We start from the raw sequence: 17,177 nt of genomic DNA, 5'->3' as shown, positions 1-17,177 counted from the left end.
CCACGCGCCCGAAATAAAGGCACCTTGTGTTGTCGTTGCGCAACGCCGCCTCCGGCTGCAGGCGCCCGTGAGGCATGTCAGCCTCCGGTTCCGGTTCCGGTTCCGGCTCGGGCGGAGGCGAACAGCGCAACAGCGTTGGTGATGCTTTGCGCGGCCTTGCCGCGCCACTCGGCGTTGAGGAGCTGCGCCTCGTCCTTGGCATTCGAGAGATAGCCAAGCTCGACCAGCACGGATGGCACGTCTGGCGCCTTCAGCACCTTGAATCCCGCGGAACGTTGCGGATTGTTGATGAGGCCCACGCTGGTCGACAGCTCGCCGACCAATGTGTGGGCAAAACTCATCGAGAAGGTATGCGTCTCGCGGCGGATCAGATCGATCAGGATGTCGGTCACCTCCTTGTTGTCGTCCTTGATAACCATGCCGGCGAACTGGTCGGAGAGATTTTCGCGGTCGGCAAGCGCCTGCGCCTGGGGGTCCGACGCTTTGTCGGAGACGGTGTAGACGGTGGCGCCGCGGATGCCCTTGACGCTGATCGTGTCGGCATGGATCGAGATCAGCAGGTCTGCCTCATGCTGGCGGGCGATGCGCACGCGGTCGTCCAGGCGCAGATATTCATCGGTGTCACGCGTCATGAAGACATCGTATTTGCCGATGGCCGCGAGCTTGTCGCGCAACTCCGTGGCAAAAGCCAGCGTGACGTTCTTCTCTATGGTGCCGTTCAGGCCCTCGGCGCCGCCGTCGATACCGCCATGGCCGGGATCGATGACGACGGTGAAGCGGTGGCCCGGATTGGAGACCGGGCCGGTGCCGACCCGCCCACCCTTGTCGGTCGAAACCGTGGAGCCGGTGGTCAACGCCTGGTTGGCGAGCGCGGTGTCGAACTCACGTTCGGAGGCCGCCGACATGTCGATGGCGATGCGATAGCCGGATCCGTCCTCGTTCTTGAGCACATCGAGCTTATCGACGGCGAACGGTCCCCTGCCGGTGAGGATCAGCCGCGAAACGCCGTCGCCGATCTCGCCCAGCCGCACACCCTTGACCAGGCCGCGCGGCTTCAGATCCTTGGCGTCGATGGCCAGCCTGCTATTCGCAAGGTCGATGACCAGACGATTGGGCCCACGCAGCAGGAACCATTTGATGTCCGGTTCGCGATCGAAATCCATGACGATGCGCATCTTGGTGGCATCGCCCGCCATCTTGTAACCCTTCGCCACGAGCGGCGCATCGGCGGCATTGGCAACAGAGGAGCAGCCAAAGAAAATCGCCATCAGCAGCAGGAGATGGAAGGCGCCGAGAATCTGGCCGCCAACACGACATCCCTTGTCTGTGAAGTCTGCCAGTCCCATCTCTCTTCCAGTCGCTCACGGTTTGGCGCCAGGCGCCTGCTCGTTTCACCGAAGTGCCGGTTAGGCCGCGAATTCGATTAACGATTGGTATCCAGAGAAGGTTAACCAAGCCTTTTCATGCAAGGTTGGAACCCAGGGTTACGCTGCGGAACTGCTTTTTGCCGGCATCGGAAATCGGGGTTGCCTTCCAACCCGCCAAATCATAAAAGCGATAGTGGATCACTGCAATCCTGGAACCGCCCTCCTCCGCAGCTTCCTGCTACAGGGTCAGATGAAAGGCGGCTCCTTTCGCTTCACGCGAGAAGGCTACAGGTGATCGCGACGAATTTCGCAGGTGTGCGCCCGTGGCGGGGGAATCGCCTGCGTGAGGAAAACGGCCGGGTTTGTTCCCGTGCCGGCTCTATATGAGCAAACAAGCTGGTCCGGTTTCCGGGCTTTGGTTCAAAAGTTCTGCTGGTGACGATGGCTTCAAGCGCAATCATGGAAAGGTCCGCATCAAACCGCGCCAATATGGCTGCGGGCGGCACCGCCATGACACGCGGGCAGCGTCCGGCGGACGTTCAATTATCCGGCACCCACATTCATCCAGACACACAGCAGCGGGCTTTGCCCCGCCAGCTGCGGCTGACGGCTGCCGGGGGGAAACGAAATAATGCCCAACAAAATGCTGATAGACGCCTCCCACCCGGAGGAAACACGCGTTGTCGTCGTACGCGGTAACCGTATCGAAGAATTCGACTTTGAATCCCAGGACAAGAAGCAGCTCAAAGGAAATATCTATCTCGCCCGCGTAACGCGCGTCGAACCCTCCCTTCAGGCAGCTTTTGTCGAATATGGCGGCAACCGTCACGGTTTTCTCGCCTTCAGTGAAATACACCCCGACTACTACCAGATTCCGGTCGCCGATCGTCAGGCACTGCTGCGCGCGGAAGCGCAGGAGGCCGAAGACGAGGAGGACGAGGATGGCGATGGCGACGACCGCCAGAACCGTGACCGCGGACGGCGCGGACGCCGGCGCGGCGGCAAGAGCCGCGACCGTGCCGAGCACAAGCGCGATGCCGGTTCAGCCGATTCCGACGAGGCAAACGAAGCCGCCGGCGAGACAGGTGAGGACAACGGCCATGGCGCTGACGTCGTCGCCGAGGACACCTCCCACGTTTCGGAAACCATCGAACATGCGGCGGATACCTCCGAACATGCCGATGCATCCGAACACGCCGACGAATCCCACCATGATGAAGGTCCTTCCGAACAGGGCGACTCTTCTTCCGAAGAGGGCGAAAACGAGACCCGCGACGGCGGCCCTACTTCGATCGCCGCCTCCGTCGAAGCCGATGTGATTTCCGAGCCCGCCCCGCAGGCGGAACAGGGCAGCGAAGCCACCTCCACCGACAATGATCGTGGCATGCTGGAGGAGGTCCAGTCCTCGCATCCCGACGATCATGAGATCGAATCGGTCGGTGCGGAGGATGCGCTGGAAGAAGTGCGCAACCGCCGCAAACCGGTGCGTCGCCAGTACAAGATCCAGGAAGTCATCAAGCGTCGGCAGATCCTGCTGGTGCAGGTCGTCAAGGAAGAGCGCGGCAACAAGGGCGCCGCACTCACCACCTATCTGTCGCTTGCCGGCCGCTATTCGGTGCTGATGCCGAACACGGCGCGCGGTGGCGGCATTTCACGCAAGATCACCAGCGCGGTCGACCGCAAGCGCCTCAAGGAAGTCGTTGCCGATCTCGAAGTGCCGCAAGGCATGGGCGTCATCCTGCGCACCGCCGGCGAGAGCCGCACGAAGGCCGAGATCAAGCGCGACTATGAATATCTGATGCGGCTTTGGGAGAACGTGCGCAATCTCACGCTTCAATCCACCGCCCCTGCCCTCGTCTATGAGGAAGGCAGCCTGATCAAGCGTTCGGTGCGCGACCTCTACAACAAGGATATCGACGAGATCCTTGTCTCGGGTGAGGAAGGCTATCGCGAGGCCAAGGACTTCATGCGCATGCTGATGCCGAGCCACGCCAAGGTGGTTCAGCCATTCCGCGACACGACACCGATCTTCGTGCGCAACGGCATCGAGGCGCAGCTCGACCGCATGCTGCAACCGCAGGTGACGCTGAAGAGCGGCGGCTACATCATCATCAACCAGACCGAGGCGCTGGTCGCCATCGACGTCAATTCGGGCCGCTCCACCAAGGAACACTCGATCGAGGACACCGCCCTCCACACCAATCTGGAAGCGGCCGAAGAGGTAGCCCGCCAGCTCAGGCTGCGCGACCTTGCCGGCCTGATCGTCATCGACTTCATCGACATGGAGGAGAACCGCAACAACCGATCCGTCGAGAAGCGGCTGAAGGATCACCTCAAGAACGATCGTGCCCGCATCCAGGTCGGGCGCATCTCGCATTTCGGCCTGATGGAGATGTCGCGCCAGCGCATCCGCGCCAGCGTGCTGGAATCGACCATGAAGCCATGCCCGCATTGCGGCGGCACGGGCCATGTGCGCTCCGATTCGTCGGTGGCGCTGATGGTGGTCAGGGCGATCGAGGAATTCCTTCTCAAGGATTCGCGCAGCCACATCACGGTTCGCACGCCGGCGGCAACGGCACTCTACGTGCTCAACCACAAGCGCGGCACGCTGGTGGAACTGGAAAGCCGCTTCGGCCTGACCATCACCATCGAGGCCGACGATGCGGTAGGCGCGCAGCACTACGCGATCTTCCGCGGCGCTCTGGCCGAAAAGCCCGAAGGCTTCGTCGAGGTGCGCAGCCTGCCAGCCTATACCGAGCCGGAAGAGCCCGAGGACGAGATTGTCGTCATCGACGAAGAGGATGAGGCATCGGCGCAGGCCGAGCAGCCGCGCCAACAGCCGCAGCAGCATCAGCAGCCGCGGCCTGCCGGCGAGGACGGCGAAGGTCGCGACCGCAAGCGTCGCAAGCGCCGCAGACGTCGTGGCGGCAGGGACCGCGACCGCGAACATGGCGCGCCGACTGACGGAGCCTCCATTTCCGCTCCGGCCGGCGACTTCGCCGAATCGGCAAACGCGGCGGACAGTGACGACACGGAAACAGACGATACTGCTCCGATCAGCACCGCCGAGCCCGACGAAACGGTGCAGGCTTCGGAGGAAGGCGCGGGCAAGAAGCGCCGGCGCGGCAAGCGCGGCGGCAAACGCAACCGCCGTGAGGATGGCGAAGGCGAGGCCGAGGCAAGTGCGGACGAAACGACCGAGCCGTCCGAGGCTGATGCTTCGGAAAGCGAGCCCGCGTCGATCGAACCGGTGGCTGTCGCTGCGGTGGAAGAACCTGTGGCTTCCGTGAGCGACGAGGTGCCGACCACCGAGAAGCCGAAGCGGGCGCGTCGCGCAGCCAAGCCGAAGAAGGCAGCCGCCGAGACCGTCGCCGAATCAACGGGTGCCGAGGCGGCCGCGGAAACGCCGGTCGAAGCTCCGGTGACCGTAGCCGAGGAAACAGTGATAGCCGCCGTCGAGGAAGAGCCTTCGAAAGCCCGGCCATCGCGGCGTAAGCCGGCGGCCATCGATGCACCGGTCGCGCCGGTGGTTTCGTCAACCGTGGCCGATGAGCCGGAAGCCAAGACCGAAGAAAAGCCGAAACGTGCCGGCTGGTGGCAGAGGAAAGGTTTTTTCTAAGCCTTTCCAAAGGCTTGGAATGATTTTTTGATAACAAAATCCCGCGCCAATCGACATATGGCGCGGGATTTTTCATATCTGGCGGCCAATAGAGCGCGAGGCTTTTAAGGCGCGAAGATCGACCAGTTCATCGTCCTGGCCAGCTTTTCCAGCGCGATCGAACCCAGCTTGGAATTGCCGTTGGCATTGAGACCCGGCGACCAGACGGCAAGCGAGGCGATGCCCGGCACGATGCCCAGTATGCCGCCGCCGACACCGCTTTTGCCGGGAATGCCGACGCGAAAGGCGAAGTCGCCTGAGCCATCATAGTGGCCGCAGGTCAGCATCATGGCGCCGATGCGCCGTGCCCGCTCCGCCGACACCACGGAATGCCCGGTCGCCGGGTTCTTGCCGCCATTGGCGAGGAAGCGGCCGGCCATGGCCAGTTGCCGGCAGCTCATGGCTATGGCGCAGTGGTGGAAATAGACGCCCAGCGCCAGTTCCGGCGCATGATGAATATTGCCGAAGGATTTCATGTAGTTGGCGAGCGCGAAGTTGCGATAGCCGGTGGCGCGCTCAGACGCGGCGACCTCGCGGTCGATAATGATCGTCTCGTCGTCGGCGAGGAACTGGATGAAGCGCAGGATCTCGCCGATCGCCTCGCGCGGCTGGTGGCCGGCAAGCAGGATGTCGGAAACGACGATGGCACCGGCATTGATGAACGGGTTGCGCGGAATGCCGTTCTCGTGCTCGAGCTGGACGATTGAGTTGAAGGGATTGCCCGAGGGTTCGCGCCCTACCCGCTTCCACAATGCGTCGCCGACATTGCCGAGCGCCAGCGTCAAGGTGAACACTTTCGAGATGCTCTGGATGGAAAATGCCTGGTCGGCGTCACCCGCCATCAGCACGCGGCCGTCATTGGTGACGGCGGCGATGCCGAATTTCCTTGGATCGACCTTGCTCAACTGCGGGATATAGGAAGCAACCTCGCCGCGATCAGCGCGTTCGGCCATTTCGGCGGCGACTTCGGCCAGCGCCTGTTCGAGTTCCGGCATGACGCTACCTCAACCAGCGTTCGATGCGCGCCAGCGCCTCGACCATGTCGTCGTTGCTGCCGGCATAGGAAAACCGCATCGTGCGGTGCCCCGCCTGGGTGTCGAAGTCACGGCCCGGCGTCGCCGCCACATGCGCCTCGGCCAGCATCCTGCGCGCGAAGGCCATGCTGTCATTGGTGTGCCGGGTGACATCGCAAAAAGCGTAGAAGGCGCCGTCCATGGGCGCGGCCAGCGGGAAACCGAGTTCGGGCAGACGTTTCATCAGGAGCTCGCGATTCCAGGCGTAGCGGCCCTTCACCGCTTCCAGTTCCTCGGTTGCGGCAAAAGCCTCGATCGCCGCGATCTGCGACAGTTCCGGCGGCGAGATGTAGAGACTCTGGGCGATGCGCTCGACGGGCCGCACCAACTCTTCCGGCAAGACCATCCAACCGATGCGCCAGCCGGTCATGCAATAGTATTTCGAGAAGGAATTGATCACCGTCACGCTGTTGCTGTAGCGAAGCGCCGTCGTGTCAGGCGCGGCGTAGGCCAGCCGATGGTAGATTTCATCGGAGATGACAGCGATCCCCAGGGCCTCCGCCGTCCTGATCAGCGCCGACAGCTCGTCGGCCGGTATGACCGCGCCGGTCGGATTGGCAGGACTTGCAAACAGCACGCCCTTCAGTGGCCTTTCGCGGTGCGCGGCCTCCAGATGACCGGCATGCAAGTAAGCCTCATCGCCGAGTTCGATCTCGACCACGTCGATGCCGAGCGCCGCCATGATGTTACGATAGGCGGGGTAGCCGGGCGCGGCGATGGCGACGCGGTCGCCCGGATCGAACATCGCCAGGAAGGCGAGATTGAAGGCCGCCGACGATCCCGTCGTCACCGCGATCCGGCCAGGATCGACATCAAGCCCATAATGATCGGCGTAGTGCCCCGCGATCGCTTTGCGCAGACCGGCCAGACCCAAAGTGTCGGTGTAGCCTATGCGGCCATCCTCCAGGGCCTTGGCCGCTGCGGCGCGAACGCGTGCGGGCGCCGGGTCGGACGGCTGGCCGACCGCCATGGAAATCACCGGCACGCCTTGGGCCTTCAGCCGGTTCGCTTCGGCCAGCACATCCATGGCGTGGAATGGCTCGACATTGCCGCGGCGTGAGAGTGAAACGACCATTTTATCCCTGCCCCGATGATTGAGGATGCCATGCCCCTGACGCATGCGCCGCACAAATGCCCGATTGATGTGAGGATCACAAGTTGAGGAAGTTTCCGGTGCCGACTTTTCATCTTTCGCCCGCTCGTCTACCAGTGGACACGTTATGTTGAGCCGACCCAGACCGACGATAGCCCAGGCAGCGCGTGTCTTTGCCACGCTTTCGCTCGGCTTCGCCGTTGCCGTGGCGAGTTCGGTCACCGCCTTTGCCCAGGGCGTACCTGTGATACGTGATGCCGAGATCGAGGCTCTGGTGCGCGATTACGCACGGCCGATCTTCAGGGCTGCCGGATTGGCGAATGATGGCATAGACATCGTGCTGGTCAACGATTCCAGCTTCAACGCCTTCGTCACCGGACGCCGGATGTTCATCAACACCGGCGCGCTGATGATGGCTGAGACGCCCAACGAAATCATTGGCGTCATCGCGCACGAAGCCGGCCATTTGGCCGGCGGTCACCAGCAGAAATTGCGTGACCAGCTCGAGCGCGCCAAGACGATGGCCGTCATCGCGACGTTGCTTGGTGCCGGCGCGATCGTCGCCGGTGCGACCACGAATAGCCGCGGTCTTGCCGGCGCCGGCATGGGCGTCGCCGCCGGCGGCGGCGAGATGGCCCAGCGCAGCATCCTTGCCTACCAGCGCACCGAGGAGATCACGGCCGACCGCTCCGCGATCACCTATCTCAATGCCACCGGTCAGTCCGGCATGGGCATGCTGAAGACCTTTGCCCGCTTCCAGACGGCCTTGTCGTTGTCGGGCGCCCAGATCGATCCCTACCGGATCAGCCATCCGATGCCGCAAGAGCGAATCGCCAACCTCCAAGTGCTGGTCAAACAGAGCCCTAACGTCGACAAGCTCGATCCGCCGGCGCTGCAGCAGCGCCACGACATGATACGGGTGAAGATCGCCGTCTACATGGGTGGCCAGGCCGCCGCGGCGCGGCTGATGCAAAAGATGCGGGGCAGCCTGGCCGCGCAATATGGCGATGCCCAGTCGACCTACCTTTACGGCAACCTTCCCGCAGCGCTCGTCAAGACCAACGCCCTGATCAAGGCGCAGCCCAAGAATGCCTACTTCCAGGAATTGCGCGGCGACATACTGATGAAGGCGAACAAGCCCGGGGAAGCGGCGGACGCCTACGCCAAGGCGGTCAGCCTCGATCCGGCGCGGTCCGGCCTGCTGCCTGTCTCGCTTGGCCAGGCGCTGATGGCCGTCGGTACACCTGACTCGCTCAAGAAGGCTGTCGTGCAGATCAACAATGGTCTGGGTCGCGACAAGGAAAATTCCGAGGGGTACCGTTATCTGGCGCAGGCGTACGGCGAATTGGGAGACATACCGGGCGCCGAGCTTGCCACGGCCGAAGGTCATTTCTATTCCGGCAACTACAAGGACGCGAAGATCTTCGCCATGCGGGCGCAGCAGCGGATGAAGCGCGGCGAGCCGCGCTGGATACGCGCCCAGGACATCATAAATTACAAATCGTCAGGCAAGATCTAGTAATCTCATGAACCTTCCGGCCATGCGCTGCGACACAGCCGGACCGGGAAACAGGCAAAAGGAACGAAAACGATGAAAAAGGCACTGCTGCTGGGCACCACGGGGATCGCTGTAGCCCTTGCCATGCTGGCTTTCGGTTTCGTGGCCGGCAGCCCGCAGATCGCGAAGGCCGGCACGGCACAGCCTGTCCAGGCGACTGTGGCCGATACCAAGATCGACCGCACCGAGGTCGAAGGAATCATCCGCGACTACCTCTTGAAGAACCCGGAAGTACTGCTCGAGGTGCAGGACGCGCTGGAGGCCAAACAGAAGGAAGAGCAGCGCATCGCTCATCTTGGCGTCATCAAGGACGCCAAGGACCAGATCTTCAACTCCGCCTTCGACGGCGTCGTCGGCAATCCGAACGGCAAAGTAACGATCGTCGAGTTCTACGACTACAATTGCGGTTTCTGCAAACGCGCCATCGAGGACATGCGGGCGCTGACCAAAACCGATCCGGATCTGCGCTTCGTGCTCAAGGAATTCCCGATCCTCGGCCCGGATTCGCAGAAGGCGAGCTTCGTTTCGATGGCGTTTCACCTGATGATGCCGGAAAAGTACGGCGAGTTCCACAACGCGCTGCTTGGCGGCCAGGGACGCGCCACCGAGGCGACCGCGATCAAGATCGCGCTTTCGCTCGGCGCCGACGAGGCGACATTGCGCGAGAAGATGAAGGACCCGTCGATCCCCGAGGCCTTCTCCAAGACCTATGATCTCGCCAACAAACTGTCGATCACCGGAACGCCGTCCTATGTCGTCGGCAACGAGGTCGTGTTCGGAGCTCTTGGTCAGCAAGTGCTTGCGGAAAAGATCGAGGCGGCGAAAGCCGCGCTTTGATCCGCCGCGGGTTTTGCTCACGGTCGCATTTCCGCCTGTTGTGGACAGTGAAAGAACGCACTTGCGCTCTTTTCGCGGGCGGCTATGCCCATTATAGAGAGCCAGCGCGGCGGTTTGATACCGGCGCCGGAAAAGGTCGGCTTTTTTGAAAACGGTTTTCGTCCTGAACGGTCCCAATCTCAACGCGCTCGGCAAGCGCGAGCCGGGCATCTATGGCGGCAAGACGCTTGCCGCGATCGCCGATGACTGCAAGCAGGCGGGCGTATCGCTCGGGCTTGAGATCGATTTCCGCCAGTCGAACCACGAGGGCGACCTTGTCGACTGGATCCAGGAAGCCGGCGACAAGGCTGCCGGCATCGTCATCAACCCGGGCGCCTACAGCCATACATCGATCGCGATCCACGACGCCATTCGTTCGGTGGCGCCATTGCCGGTCGCCGAAGTTCATCTTTCCAACATCCACGCGCGGGAATCATTCCGCCATGTCTCCATGGTCGCGCCGGTCGCCGTCGGCATGATCTGTGGTTTTGGGCCGCTCGGCTACACGCTGGCGCTGCAGGCGCTGGCCGCACGCCTATGACCGGCCAACAAACAGAAGGCTCGAAAATGTCGATAAAGAAGACCGGTGTTGACCAGCAGCTTATCCGCGATCTTGCGGGTATACTGAACGACACCAACCTGACCGAGATCGAGGTTGAACTGGGCGACCTGAAGGTGCGCGTGTCACGGCAGGCACCTGCCGTCCACGCGATTGCCGCACCCCAGCCCACCTATGCGCCGGCGGCCGCCGGCCAGCCTGCCACCGCGGCCGCCCCGGCGGCAGCGGTCGACGTATCGAAGAACGCGGTGGCCTCGCCGATGGTCGGCACCGCCTACCTGGCGCCATCGCCGGACGCCAAGGCGTTCATCGAGATCGGCCAGAAGGTCAAGGAAGGCCAGACGCTGCTCATCATCGAAGCGATGAAGACGATGAACCAGATCCCCTCGCCGCGCGCCGGCACGGTGACGGCGATCCTGTTCGAGGACGCGCAGCCGGTCGAATACGGCATGCCGCTCGTCGTGATCGAGTAGAGCAGGTCGGATGTTCCAGAAGATCCTCATCGCCAATCGCGGCGAAATCGCGCTTCGGGTTCTGCGCGCTTGCAAGGAACTCGGCATCCAGACGGTGGTCGTGCATTCGACCGCCGACGCCGACGCCATGCATGTGCGGCTCGCCGACGAGAGCGTGTGCATCGGCCCGCCGCCATCGCGCGACAGCTATCTCAACATCCATCAGATCGTCGCGGCCTGCGAGATCACCGGCGCCGACGCCGTGCATCCAGGCTACGGATTCCTGTCGGAGAACGCCAAGTTCGCCGACATCCTGGCCGCGCACAACATCACCTTCATCGGCCCGTCCGGCGACCATATCCGCATCATGGGCGACAAGATCGAGGCCAAACGTACCGCCAAGCGCCTCGGCATTCCGGTCGTGCCCGGTTCCGATGGCGCGGTGAGCGAGGAGAAGGAAGCCAAGCGGATCGCCGCCGAGATCGGCTACCCCGTGATCATCAAGGCATCGGCCGGTGGCGGCGGACGCGGCATGAAGGTGGCCCACAGCGAGGCCGACCTCGAAGTCGCCTTGCAGACTGCGCGCTCGGAAGCGGGCGCCGCCTTCGGCGACGACGCCGTCTATATCGAGAAATACCTGCAGAAGCCGCGCCACATCGAAGTGCAGGTGTTCGGCGACGGCTTTGGCCGCGGCGTGCATTTCGGCGAGCGCGATTGTTCGCTGCAACGGCGTCACCAGAAAGTCTGGGAAGAGGCCAATTCGCCAGCGCTCAATGCTGAGGAGCGGTCCCGAATCGGCGGCATCTGCGCCAAGGCCATCGCCGATCTCGGCTATTCCGGTGCCGGCACGATCGAATTCCTCTACGAGAACGGCGAGTTCTATTTCATCGAGATGAACACACGCCTGCAGGTCGAGCATCCGGTGACGGAAGCGATCACCGGCATCGATCTCGTGCACGAGCAGATCCGCGTTGCTTCCGGCGGCGGACTTTCGGTCAAGCAGGAAGACATCAAGTTCAATGGCCACGCCATCGAATGCCGCATCAATGCCGAGGATCCGCGCACCTTCACCCCCTCGCCCGGCACCATCACCCATTTCCATACACCTGGGGGTCTCGGCATCCGCGTCGATTCCGGCGTGTATTCCGGCTACAAAATCCCGCCTTACTACGACAGCCTGATCGGCAAGCTGATCGTGCATGGGCGCAATCGCGTCGAGTGCATGATGCGCCTGCGCCGGGCGCTCGATGAATTCGTCGTCGACGGCATCAAGACGACGTTGCCGCTGTTTCGCGATCTGGTCGGCAATGCCGACATCGCCAATGGCGACTATGACATCCATTGGCTGGAAAAATATCTGGCCAAGGAAGAATAGTTCGGGGACGCGATGACCCGTCCTTACGCGCCTGGCTATCGCATACCCACCGACCTTCTGCTCAAGGCCTACGCCTCGGGCGTCTTCCCGATGGCCGAAAGTGCCGGTGATCCGGAGGTGTTCTGGGTGCGGCCGGAGACGCGCGGTATCATACCGCTCGACGATTTTCATATACCCAAAAGCCTGAAGAAGGCGATTCGCAGGAATCCGTTCGACATTCGCTTCGACTTCGATTTCGAGGCGACGATCGACGGCTGCGCCGAAAAGCGCGAGGAGCGCCGCTCGACCTGGATCAATGCGCCGATCCGCGAGGCCTATGTGCAACTGCACCGCATGGGTCATTGCCACTCGGTCGAGGCCTGGCGCGATGAGCGGCTGGTCGGCGGCCTCTATGGCGTCTCGCTCGGACGGGTGTTCTTCGGCGAAAGCATGTTTTCCAAGGAGACAGATGCGTCGAAGATCTGCCTCGTGCACCTTGTCGAACGCCTGAAGTCACGCGATTTCGCGCTGCTTGACACGCAATTCACCACCGAGCACCTCAAGCGCTTCGGCGCGGTCGACGTGCCGCGCGGCAAGTATGAGAAGATGCTGGCGGAGGCTCTGAAGGGCGAAGCGGTCTTTTTCCCGTAAAGGATCTGCCTTACTTCACTGCGGCGGATTCCAGCGGCGTTTGCGAATGGAACATCATCTTCCAGCCGTTGACGCGATGGACGTAGCCGGTGCTGACCAGCGCTGCGTAGGGCTCGCCATTCTCGCGCGTCGCATGGGCCTCATAAGTCAGCATGACGATGTCGCTGCCGGGTTCGATTATTCCTTTGAGCTCGATGTCCAGATTGCGCCACCGGTTGGGCTTCGACGCGGTCTTGGCCAGATCGGCGTTATCCATGGCCTGCGCCATCTGCGGGAACGCCACAAGGCACTCGGTGTCGGCATTGGCCGCGTAGTAGGCCGCATCGCCTGTCCAGAACCCCTTTTCGAGTTCCAGCAATTCCGCCTTGTTGGCCGTAAGCCGCTTGCTGTCTGACATCGGAATATCCTCCACGCGCACCGATGCGCGGTCGTCGTGGTCCAACGCGTGGTGGCCGCGACGGTTCCGGAGGATCAGTTGGTCGTGGTCGTATCCGGTTCCATGGGGTCGGACTGTTCCACGTCCGGAGTGGCCACCGGCTTCGGCTTGGCCGAAGCGGGTTTGGGCTTGGCCGCGGCCGGCTTCGAAGCGTCGGCCTTGGTGGCGTCAGCCTTGGTGGCGTCTGGCGCCGGCACATCCGACTTCTGCTTGCATTCCTTCAACCAGACGTCATAGACGGCATGTTCGACGGCATTGAGACCCGGGCTTTCGGCAAACATCCAGCCGGTGAAGATGCGGCGGATCTTGCGGTCGAGCGTGATCTCGTCGACCTCGACGAAGGAATCGGTCTTCGGCTCCTCGTTCTGCGGCCGGGAATAGCAGACGCGCGGCGTCACCTGCAAAGCGCCGAACTGCACCGTCTCATTGATGTAGACATCGAAGGTGATGATGCGGCCGGTGATCTTGTCGATGCCGGCGAACTCGGCGACGGGATTGGTGATGCGATCGGATCCCGCGGGCGGCGCCGGCGCGGGTGCAGCGGGTGCAACCGGCGCGGGCGATGCCGCAAAGGCCGCGGTGCTGACGGCAAGGCTGGCGGCTAGCGTGAGACCGCCCGTCGATATCAGGTTGAAAAAACTCATACAGGGGTACCGGAGGTTCGCGCCCAGGTGATTTCGTCGATCGCCAAGGCTAATCGCCGTTTTCTGATCAGCAAGCAGCTAAACACCAATTGTGGCGATAAAGGACCGGCCTGAATCTTTGCGCCGTCACAAGCCGGGGCCGTTACGACCCGGGCGTCCAGGCGTCGTAGTCGCCCGTGACCTGCGGGCGATGTTGGTTGGTCAGCACCGAGCCCTTCGGGCGATAGGCCGCCGGCGTACCGGTCAGATTGGGCTCATGCGGCTTCTGCCAGTCGCGCGGCTTATAATTGTCGCTCGGGGGTGCCGTATCGACCCGGTGATGGATCCAGCCGTGCCAGCCGGGCGGGATCGCCGAGGCTTCCGAATAGTTGCGGTAGATGACCCAGCGGCGCGTGCGGCCTTCCGAATCGATGCCGCCCTCGTAATAGACATTGCCGACCTCGTCCTGGCCGACTTTCTTGCCAAATCGCCAGGTGTGCAGGCGCGTCCCCAGCGTCTGGCTGTTCCACCAGGTGAAAAACTGCGTCAGGAAAGTCTTCATTTCGGAACCCTTCGCGCTGGCGGCGCCTATTTCCTGCTTATGGCGTCAGGCCTTCGCGAAGGCAAGGGTTTTGCCGCCGGGAGTGCGCAAATGGCGCGCCAGAGGCCCGACACGAGCCTGTGATCCATGCAAGCGGCAGGATGCCCGCTTGCCAAGCCTTTCCGCTCTTTCTAAAGCTCAGCGCCATGCGGGTATTCATCCGGCCACCGGCCGAAGGAGGTGACGATTGGCCACGCAATTGCCGACCACCGACGTTCGCATCGGCGCGGAGCTGATTCGTCGCCGCAAGGGCGGCACACCCTTGGTCTGCCTCACAGCCTATACCTACCCCGTCGCTCGCCTGCTCGACCCCCACGTCGACCTGCTTCTGGTCGGTGACAGCGTCGCCATGGTTCTGCATGGCCATGAGACGACACTGGGCGCCTCGCTCGAGATGATGATCGCGCACGGTCAAGCCGTGATGCGGGGCTCTGCCAGGGCTTGCGTGGTTGTCGACATGCCGGCCGGGACCTATGAGGATTCGCCGGCGCGGGCGGTCGTCTCGGCGCGGCGCATCGTTGGCGAGACCGGCTGCCAGGCGGTGAAGCTCGAAGGTGGCGTCGGCATGGCCGGGCAGATCGCGGCGATCGTCGCCGCCGGCATTCCCGTGATGGGTCATATCGGCCTGCTGCCGCAATCGGTGGAAAAGGATGGCGGCTACAAGATCAAGGGCCGCACGGATGAGAATGTCGCGGCACTGATCGCCGACGCGCTCGCGGTCGAAAAGGCCGGAGCGTTCTCCGTGGTCATCGAAGGCACGATCGAGGCCGTCGCCGCCGATATCACACGCCGCATCGCCATACCGACCATCGGCATCGGCGCCAGCAGCGACTGCGACGGCCAGATCCTGGTGATCGACGACATGGTCGGGCTGACGGTCGACCGCGTGCCGAAATTCGTCAAGGAATACGCCGATCTGCGTAGCGTGATCGCGCAAGCCGCGCAGCGCTACGCATCGGAGGTGCGAAGCCGGACATTCCCCGGCCCCTCCCACATCTTTTCGAGCACGAACGGCGGAGATGAGGCATGAACCGGCCTGACGTCGTCGACAGCGTCGCCGCGCTTCGCGCGCGGGTCCGCGACTGGCGGCGCGATGGCCTGCGCGTCGCCATGGTGCCAACCATGGGCGCGTTGCATGACGGACATCTCTCCTTGATCCGGATCGCAAGGGAAAAAGCCGAGCGTTGCGTGGTGTCGATCTTCGTCAACCCGGCGCAGTTCGCGCCGAGCGAGGATCTCGACAAATACCCGCGCCAGCTCGCCCGCGATCTGGACCTGCTGGCTATGGTCAAGGCCGATCTTGCCTTCACACCGACGGTTGACGCGATGTATCCCGCCGGTTTTGCCACCAGGATCTCGGTCGGCGGCCCATCCGCCGGGCTCGAATCAGACTTTCGCCCCACCTTTTTCGAGGGCGTCGCCACCGTGGTGGCCAAACTCTTCCTGCAGGCAACGCCCGACTATGCGGTCTTTGGCGAAAAGGATTACCAGCAGCTCTGCGTCGTCAGGCAGCTCTGCCGCGACCTTGACCTGCCTGTCGAGATCATCGGCGCGCCGACCATACGCGACACGCATGGCCTCGCCATGTCGTCACGCAATGCCTATCTCGGCGAGGACGAACTCCAGACCGCCCGGGAGTTCAACGTGATCCTACGCAAGGCCGCAGCGGCGCTGGCGACAGGTGCCGGTAAGGAAGACGCGATCGCCGAAGCCATCCACGCCTTGATCGCCACCGGTTTCCGGAAGGTCGACTATGTCGAGGCCCGCGAAAGCCTTACACTCGCGCCATGGCGGCACGACCGCGCGGGCCGCGTTCTCGCCGCCGCCTGGTTGGGAAAAACCAGGCTGATCGACAATGTGGCAGTTCCCGCCGCCCGAGTGTGAATTTCAGCCTCTCGATCCGGTTCGCGAATCGGCATGCGCAAAATGAACCCCGAATTTGCCGATACGCGAACTGTCGCCGCCGCGTTGCGCTCACGCTGACCTCGGCCTTTCCCTTTCCCTTCCCTATCCCTACCCTGCTCCCCTCGATCTATTCCTCGGTCGGCATATGCAGGTACATCGACTGGATGCCGACGCGGCCCGGGCCGGTGAAGCGATTGACGATGAAGTTCATGTTGGCGCCGAAGAAGCCGCTCGACAGGCGGTCCATCTTGGTTTCCATCCTGACCGAGGCATCCTTGAACAGCCAGCCGCCCGGCTCGATGTCGATGGTCTCGCCCGGTGCGAGCGTCTTTTCAAAGACGTTGCCGTAACCGTGCAGCCAGACGATGCCGTCGCCGGTATCGCCGCGAAACCGGTCGATGAAGAAGCCGCTCTGGCCGAACAACATCGTCGCCAGGCCTCGTACACGCTCGAATGTATAGTCGATGTTGCCGGTGGCGGCGAGAAACTGATGTTCGCGCACCTGGATTTCCTCGCCGCGCCTGAGATGGATCGGCACGATGTGACCTGGCCCGTCGCGGCTGAAGGCGATGATGCCCGGCCCCGACGCTTCGGTGACGAAAATCTGCATGCCGGCCATCATGCGCTTCAGTGCGCCCTTAAGCGATTTCAGGCCGATGGTGATGCTGGAGTTCTTCCACAACAGGATGTGGTGCTCGAAATAGACCGGCATGCGCGTCACATCGACCGAAAGCACGGGCACAAGTTCGCCCGCTATGTGATAGGTGACGCCGCCAAAGGTTTCGTCCGACACCTGTGTCGGCATCAGTTCCGGCAAGCTTGGCATGATTCCCCCCGCTGGCCAGGGCCGGTTTATTCCGGCTTCCGCATGGTCAGTTGGGTCAGCTTTGGTGCCGGATGCTTGGGCCGTCAAACGAAAACAGGGTCTCGGGCGCACCGCTCTCGCGAAGGTGATCCGGCCGCGGGCAAAC

At 62.8% G+C, this 17,177-nt stretch carries 16 protein-coding genes; 9 read left to right on the top strand and 7 right to left on the bottom strand.

Going from position 1 to position 17,177, the window contains the following annotated elements; translation table 11 throughout:
* Nucleotides 1-77: 77 nt before the first annotated feature.
* Complete coding sequence (locus FJ958_RS26530; protein ID WP_140747426.1) at nt 78-1,346, bottom strand: N-acetylmuramoyl-L-alanine amidase; 1,269 nt, start codon at nt 1,344-1,346, stop codon at nt 78-80.
* 652 nt (nt 1,347-1,998) lie between these two features.
* Between FJ958_RS26530 and FJ958_RS26525 the strand changes: the two genes are divergently transcribed.
* Nucleotides 1,999-4,986, top strand: coding sequence for a ribonuclease E/G (locus FJ958_RS26525; RefSeq protein WP_140747423.1), 2,988 nt, complete (start codon nt 1,999-2,001; stop codon nt 4,984-4,986).
* Between the two features lie 104 nt (nt 4,987-5,090).
* Here the strand turns inward: FJ958_RS26525 and FJ958_RS26520 are convergent, their stop codons facing one another.
* Both FJ958_RS26520 and FJ958_RS26515 read right to left on the bottom strand, forming a co-directional pair.
* Nucleotides 5,091-6,020, bottom strand: a complete 930-nt coding sequence (locus tag FJ958_RS26520; RefSeq protein WP_140747420.1) for a glutaminase — start codon at nt 6,018-6,020, stop codon at nt 5,091-5,093.
* A gap of 4 nt (nt 6,021-6,024) precedes the next feature.
* Nucleotides 6,025-7,173, bottom strand: a complete 1,149-nt coding sequence (locus FJ958_RS26515; RefSeq protein ID WP_140747417.1) for an aminotransferase class I/II-fold pyridoxal phosphate-dependent enzyme — start codon at nt 7,171-7,173, stop codon at nt 6,025-6,027.
* 145 nt (nt 7,174-7,318) lie between these two features.
* On the opposite strand from FJ958_RS26515, the gene FJ958_RS26510 reads away from it, so the two are divergent.
* The 6 genes from FJ958_RS26510 (at nt 7,319) to aat (ending at nt 12,641) form a co-directional block, all read left to right on the top strand.
* Entirely contained in the window at nt 7,319-8,710 is a 1,392-nt protein-coding gene (locus tag FJ958_RS26510; RefSeq protein ID WP_140747414.1) for a M48 family metallopeptidase, read from the top strand.
* Nucleotides 8,711-8,782: 72 nt separating this feature from the next.
* The gene (locus FJ958_RS26505; RefSeq protein ID WP_140747411.1) at nt 8,783-9,586 is read left to right on the top strand and encodes a DsbA family protein; all 804 of its coding nucleotides are present in this window, start codon (nt 8,783-8,785) and stop codon (nt 9,584-9,586) included.
* A 145-nt stretch (nt 9,587-9,731) separates the two neighbouring features.
* The gene (gene aroQ, locus FJ958_RS26500; protein ID WP_140747408.1) at nt 9,732-10,166 is read left to right on the top strand and encodes a type II 3-dehydroquinate dehydratase; all 435 of its coding nucleotides are present in this window, start codon (nt 9,732-9,734) and stop codon (nt 10,164-10,166) included.
* A 26-nt stretch (nt 10,167-10,192) separates the two neighbouring features.
* Complete coding sequence (gene accB, locus FJ958_RS26495) at nt 10,193-10,657, top strand: acetyl-CoA carboxylase biotin carboxyl carrier protein (protein WP_140747405.1); 465 nt, start codon at nt 10,193-10,195, stop codon at nt 10,655-10,657.
* Between the two features lie 10 nt (nt 10,658-10,667).
* Nucleotides 10,668-12,011, top strand: a complete 1,344-nt coding sequence (gene accC / locus FJ958_RS26490; RefSeq protein ID WP_140607473.1) for an acetyl-CoA carboxylase biotin carboxylase subunit — start codon at nt 10,668-10,670, stop codon at nt 12,009-12,011.
* A 12-nt stretch (nt 12,012-12,023) separates the two neighbouring features.
* Entirely contained in the window at nt 12,024-12,641 is a 618-nt protein-coding gene (aat, locus tag FJ958_RS26485; RefSeq protein WP_140747402.1) for a leucyl/phenylalanyl-tRNA--protein transferase, read from the top strand.
* Nucleotides 12,642-12,651: 10 nt separating this feature from the next.
* Here the strand turns inward: aat and FJ958_RS26480 are convergent, their stop codons facing one another.
* The 3 genes from FJ958_RS26480 to FJ958_RS26470 form a co-directional block, all read right to left on the bottom strand.
* A complete protein-coding gene (locus tag FJ958_RS26480; RefSeq protein ID WP_140747399.1) occupies nt 12,652-13,038 on the bottom strand; it encodes a hypothetical protein in 387 nt (128 codons plus the stop codon).
* A 74-nt stretch (nt 13,039-13,112) separates the two neighbouring features.
* Complete coding sequence (locus FJ958_RS26475; protein ID WP_140747396.1) at nt 13,113-13,721, bottom strand: DUF2155 domain-containing protein; 609 nt, start codon at nt 13,719-13,721, stop codon at nt 13,113-13,115.
* A gap of 142 nt (nt 13,722-13,863) precedes the next feature.
* Entirely contained in the window at nt 13,864-14,262 is a 399-nt protein-coding gene (locus tag FJ958_RS26470; protein ID WP_140747393.1) for an NADH:ubiquinone oxidoreductase subunit NDUFA12, read from the bottom strand.
* Nucleotides 14,263-14,488: 226 nt separating this feature from the next.
* Here FJ958_RS26470 and panB point away from each other — a divergent pair, with 226 nt between their 5' ends.
* Nucleotides 14,489-15,331, top strand: a complete 843-nt coding sequence (gene panB / locus FJ958_RS26465; protein WP_140747390.1) for a 3-methyl-2-oxobutanoate hydroxymethyltransferase — start codon at nt 14,489-14,491, stop codon at nt 15,329-15,331.
* Nucleotides 15,328-16,185, top strand: coding sequence for a pantoate--beta-alanine ligase (gene panC / locus FJ958_RS26460; protein WP_140747387.1), 858 nt, complete (start codon nt 15,328-15,330; stop codon nt 16,183-16,185). Before panB ends, panC begins: the two co-directional genes overlap by 4 nt.
* A 148-nt stretch (nt 16,186-16,333) precedes the next feature.
* Here panC and FJ958_RS26455 read toward each other — a convergent pair whose 3' ends face one another.
* Nucleotides 16,334-17,032, bottom strand: a complete 699-nt coding sequence (locus FJ958_RS26455; protein ID WP_140747384.1) for an AIM24 family protein — start codon at nt 17,030-17,032, stop codon at nt 16,334-16,336.
* Nucleotides 17,033-17,177 lie beyond the last annotated feature (145 nt).

It is taken from the genome of Mesorhizobium sp. B2-3-5, from assembly GCF_006442395.1.
In the GTDB taxonomy this organism is placed as follows: Bacteria; Pseudomonadota; Alphaproteobacteria; order Rhizobiales; family Rhizobiaceae; genus Mesorhizobium.
Note: the sequence above shows the minus strand (reverse complement) of the source record. Positions and strands in the feature narration are given on the sequence as shown.

Excerpts from the sequence above, each read along its gene's own strand:
- FJ958_RS26530 (WP_140747426.1), bottom strand. The coding sequence starts at position 1,346 with ATGGGACTGGCAGACTTCACAGACAAGGGATGTCGTGTTGGCGGCCAG.
- FJ958_RS26525 (WP_140747423.1), top strand. The coding sequence starts at position 1,999 with ATGCCCAACAAAATGCTGATAGACGCCTCCCACCCGGAGGAAACACGC.
- FJ958_RS26520 (WP_140747420.1), bottom strand. The coding sequence starts at position 6,020 with ATGCCGGAACTCGAACAGGCGCTGGCCGAAGTCGCCGCCGAAATGGCC.
- FJ958_RS26515 (WP_140747417.1), bottom strand. The coding sequence starts at position 7,173 with ATGGTCGTTTCACTCTCACGCCGCGGCAATGTCGAGCCATTCCACGCC.
- FJ958_RS26510 (WP_140747414.1), top strand. The coding sequence starts at position 7,319 with ATGTTGAGCCGACCCAGACCGACGATAGCCCAGGCAGCGCGTGTCTTT.
- FJ958_RS26505 (WP_140747411.1), top strand. The coding sequence starts at position 8,783 with ATGAAAAAGGCACTGCTGCTGGGCACCACGGGGATCGCTGTAGCCCTT.
- accB (WP_140747405.1), top strand. The coding sequence starts at position 10,193 with ATGTCGATAAAGAAGACCGGTGTTGACCAGCAGCTTATCCGCGATCTT.
- accC (WP_140607473.1), top strand. The coding sequence starts at position 10,668 with ATGTTCCAGAAGATCCTCATCGCCAATCGCGGCGAAATCGCGCTTCGG.
- aat (WP_140747402.1), top strand. The coding sequence starts at position 12,024 with ATGACCCGTCCTTACGCGCCTGGCTATCGCATACCCACCGACCTTCTG.
- FJ958_RS26480 (WP_140747399.1), bottom strand. The coding sequence starts at position 13,038 with ATGTCAGACAGCAAGCGGCTTACGGCCAACAAGGCGGAATTGCTGGAA.
- FJ958_RS26475 (WP_140747396.1), bottom strand. The coding sequence starts at position 13,721 with ATGAGTTTTTTCAACCTGATATCGACGGGCGGTCTCACGCTAGCCGCC.
- FJ958_RS26470 (WP_140747393.1), bottom strand. The coding sequence starts at position 14,262 with ATGAAGACTTTCCTGACGCAGTTTTTCACCTGGTGGAACAGCCAGACG.
- panC (WP_140747387.1), top strand. The coding sequence starts at position 15,328 with ATGAACCGGCCTGACGTCGTCGACAGCGTCGCCGCGCTTCGCGCGCGG.
- FJ958_RS26455 (WP_140747384.1), bottom strand. The coding sequence starts at position 17,032 with ATGCCAAGCTTGCCGGAACTGATGCCGACACAGGTGTCGGACGAAACC.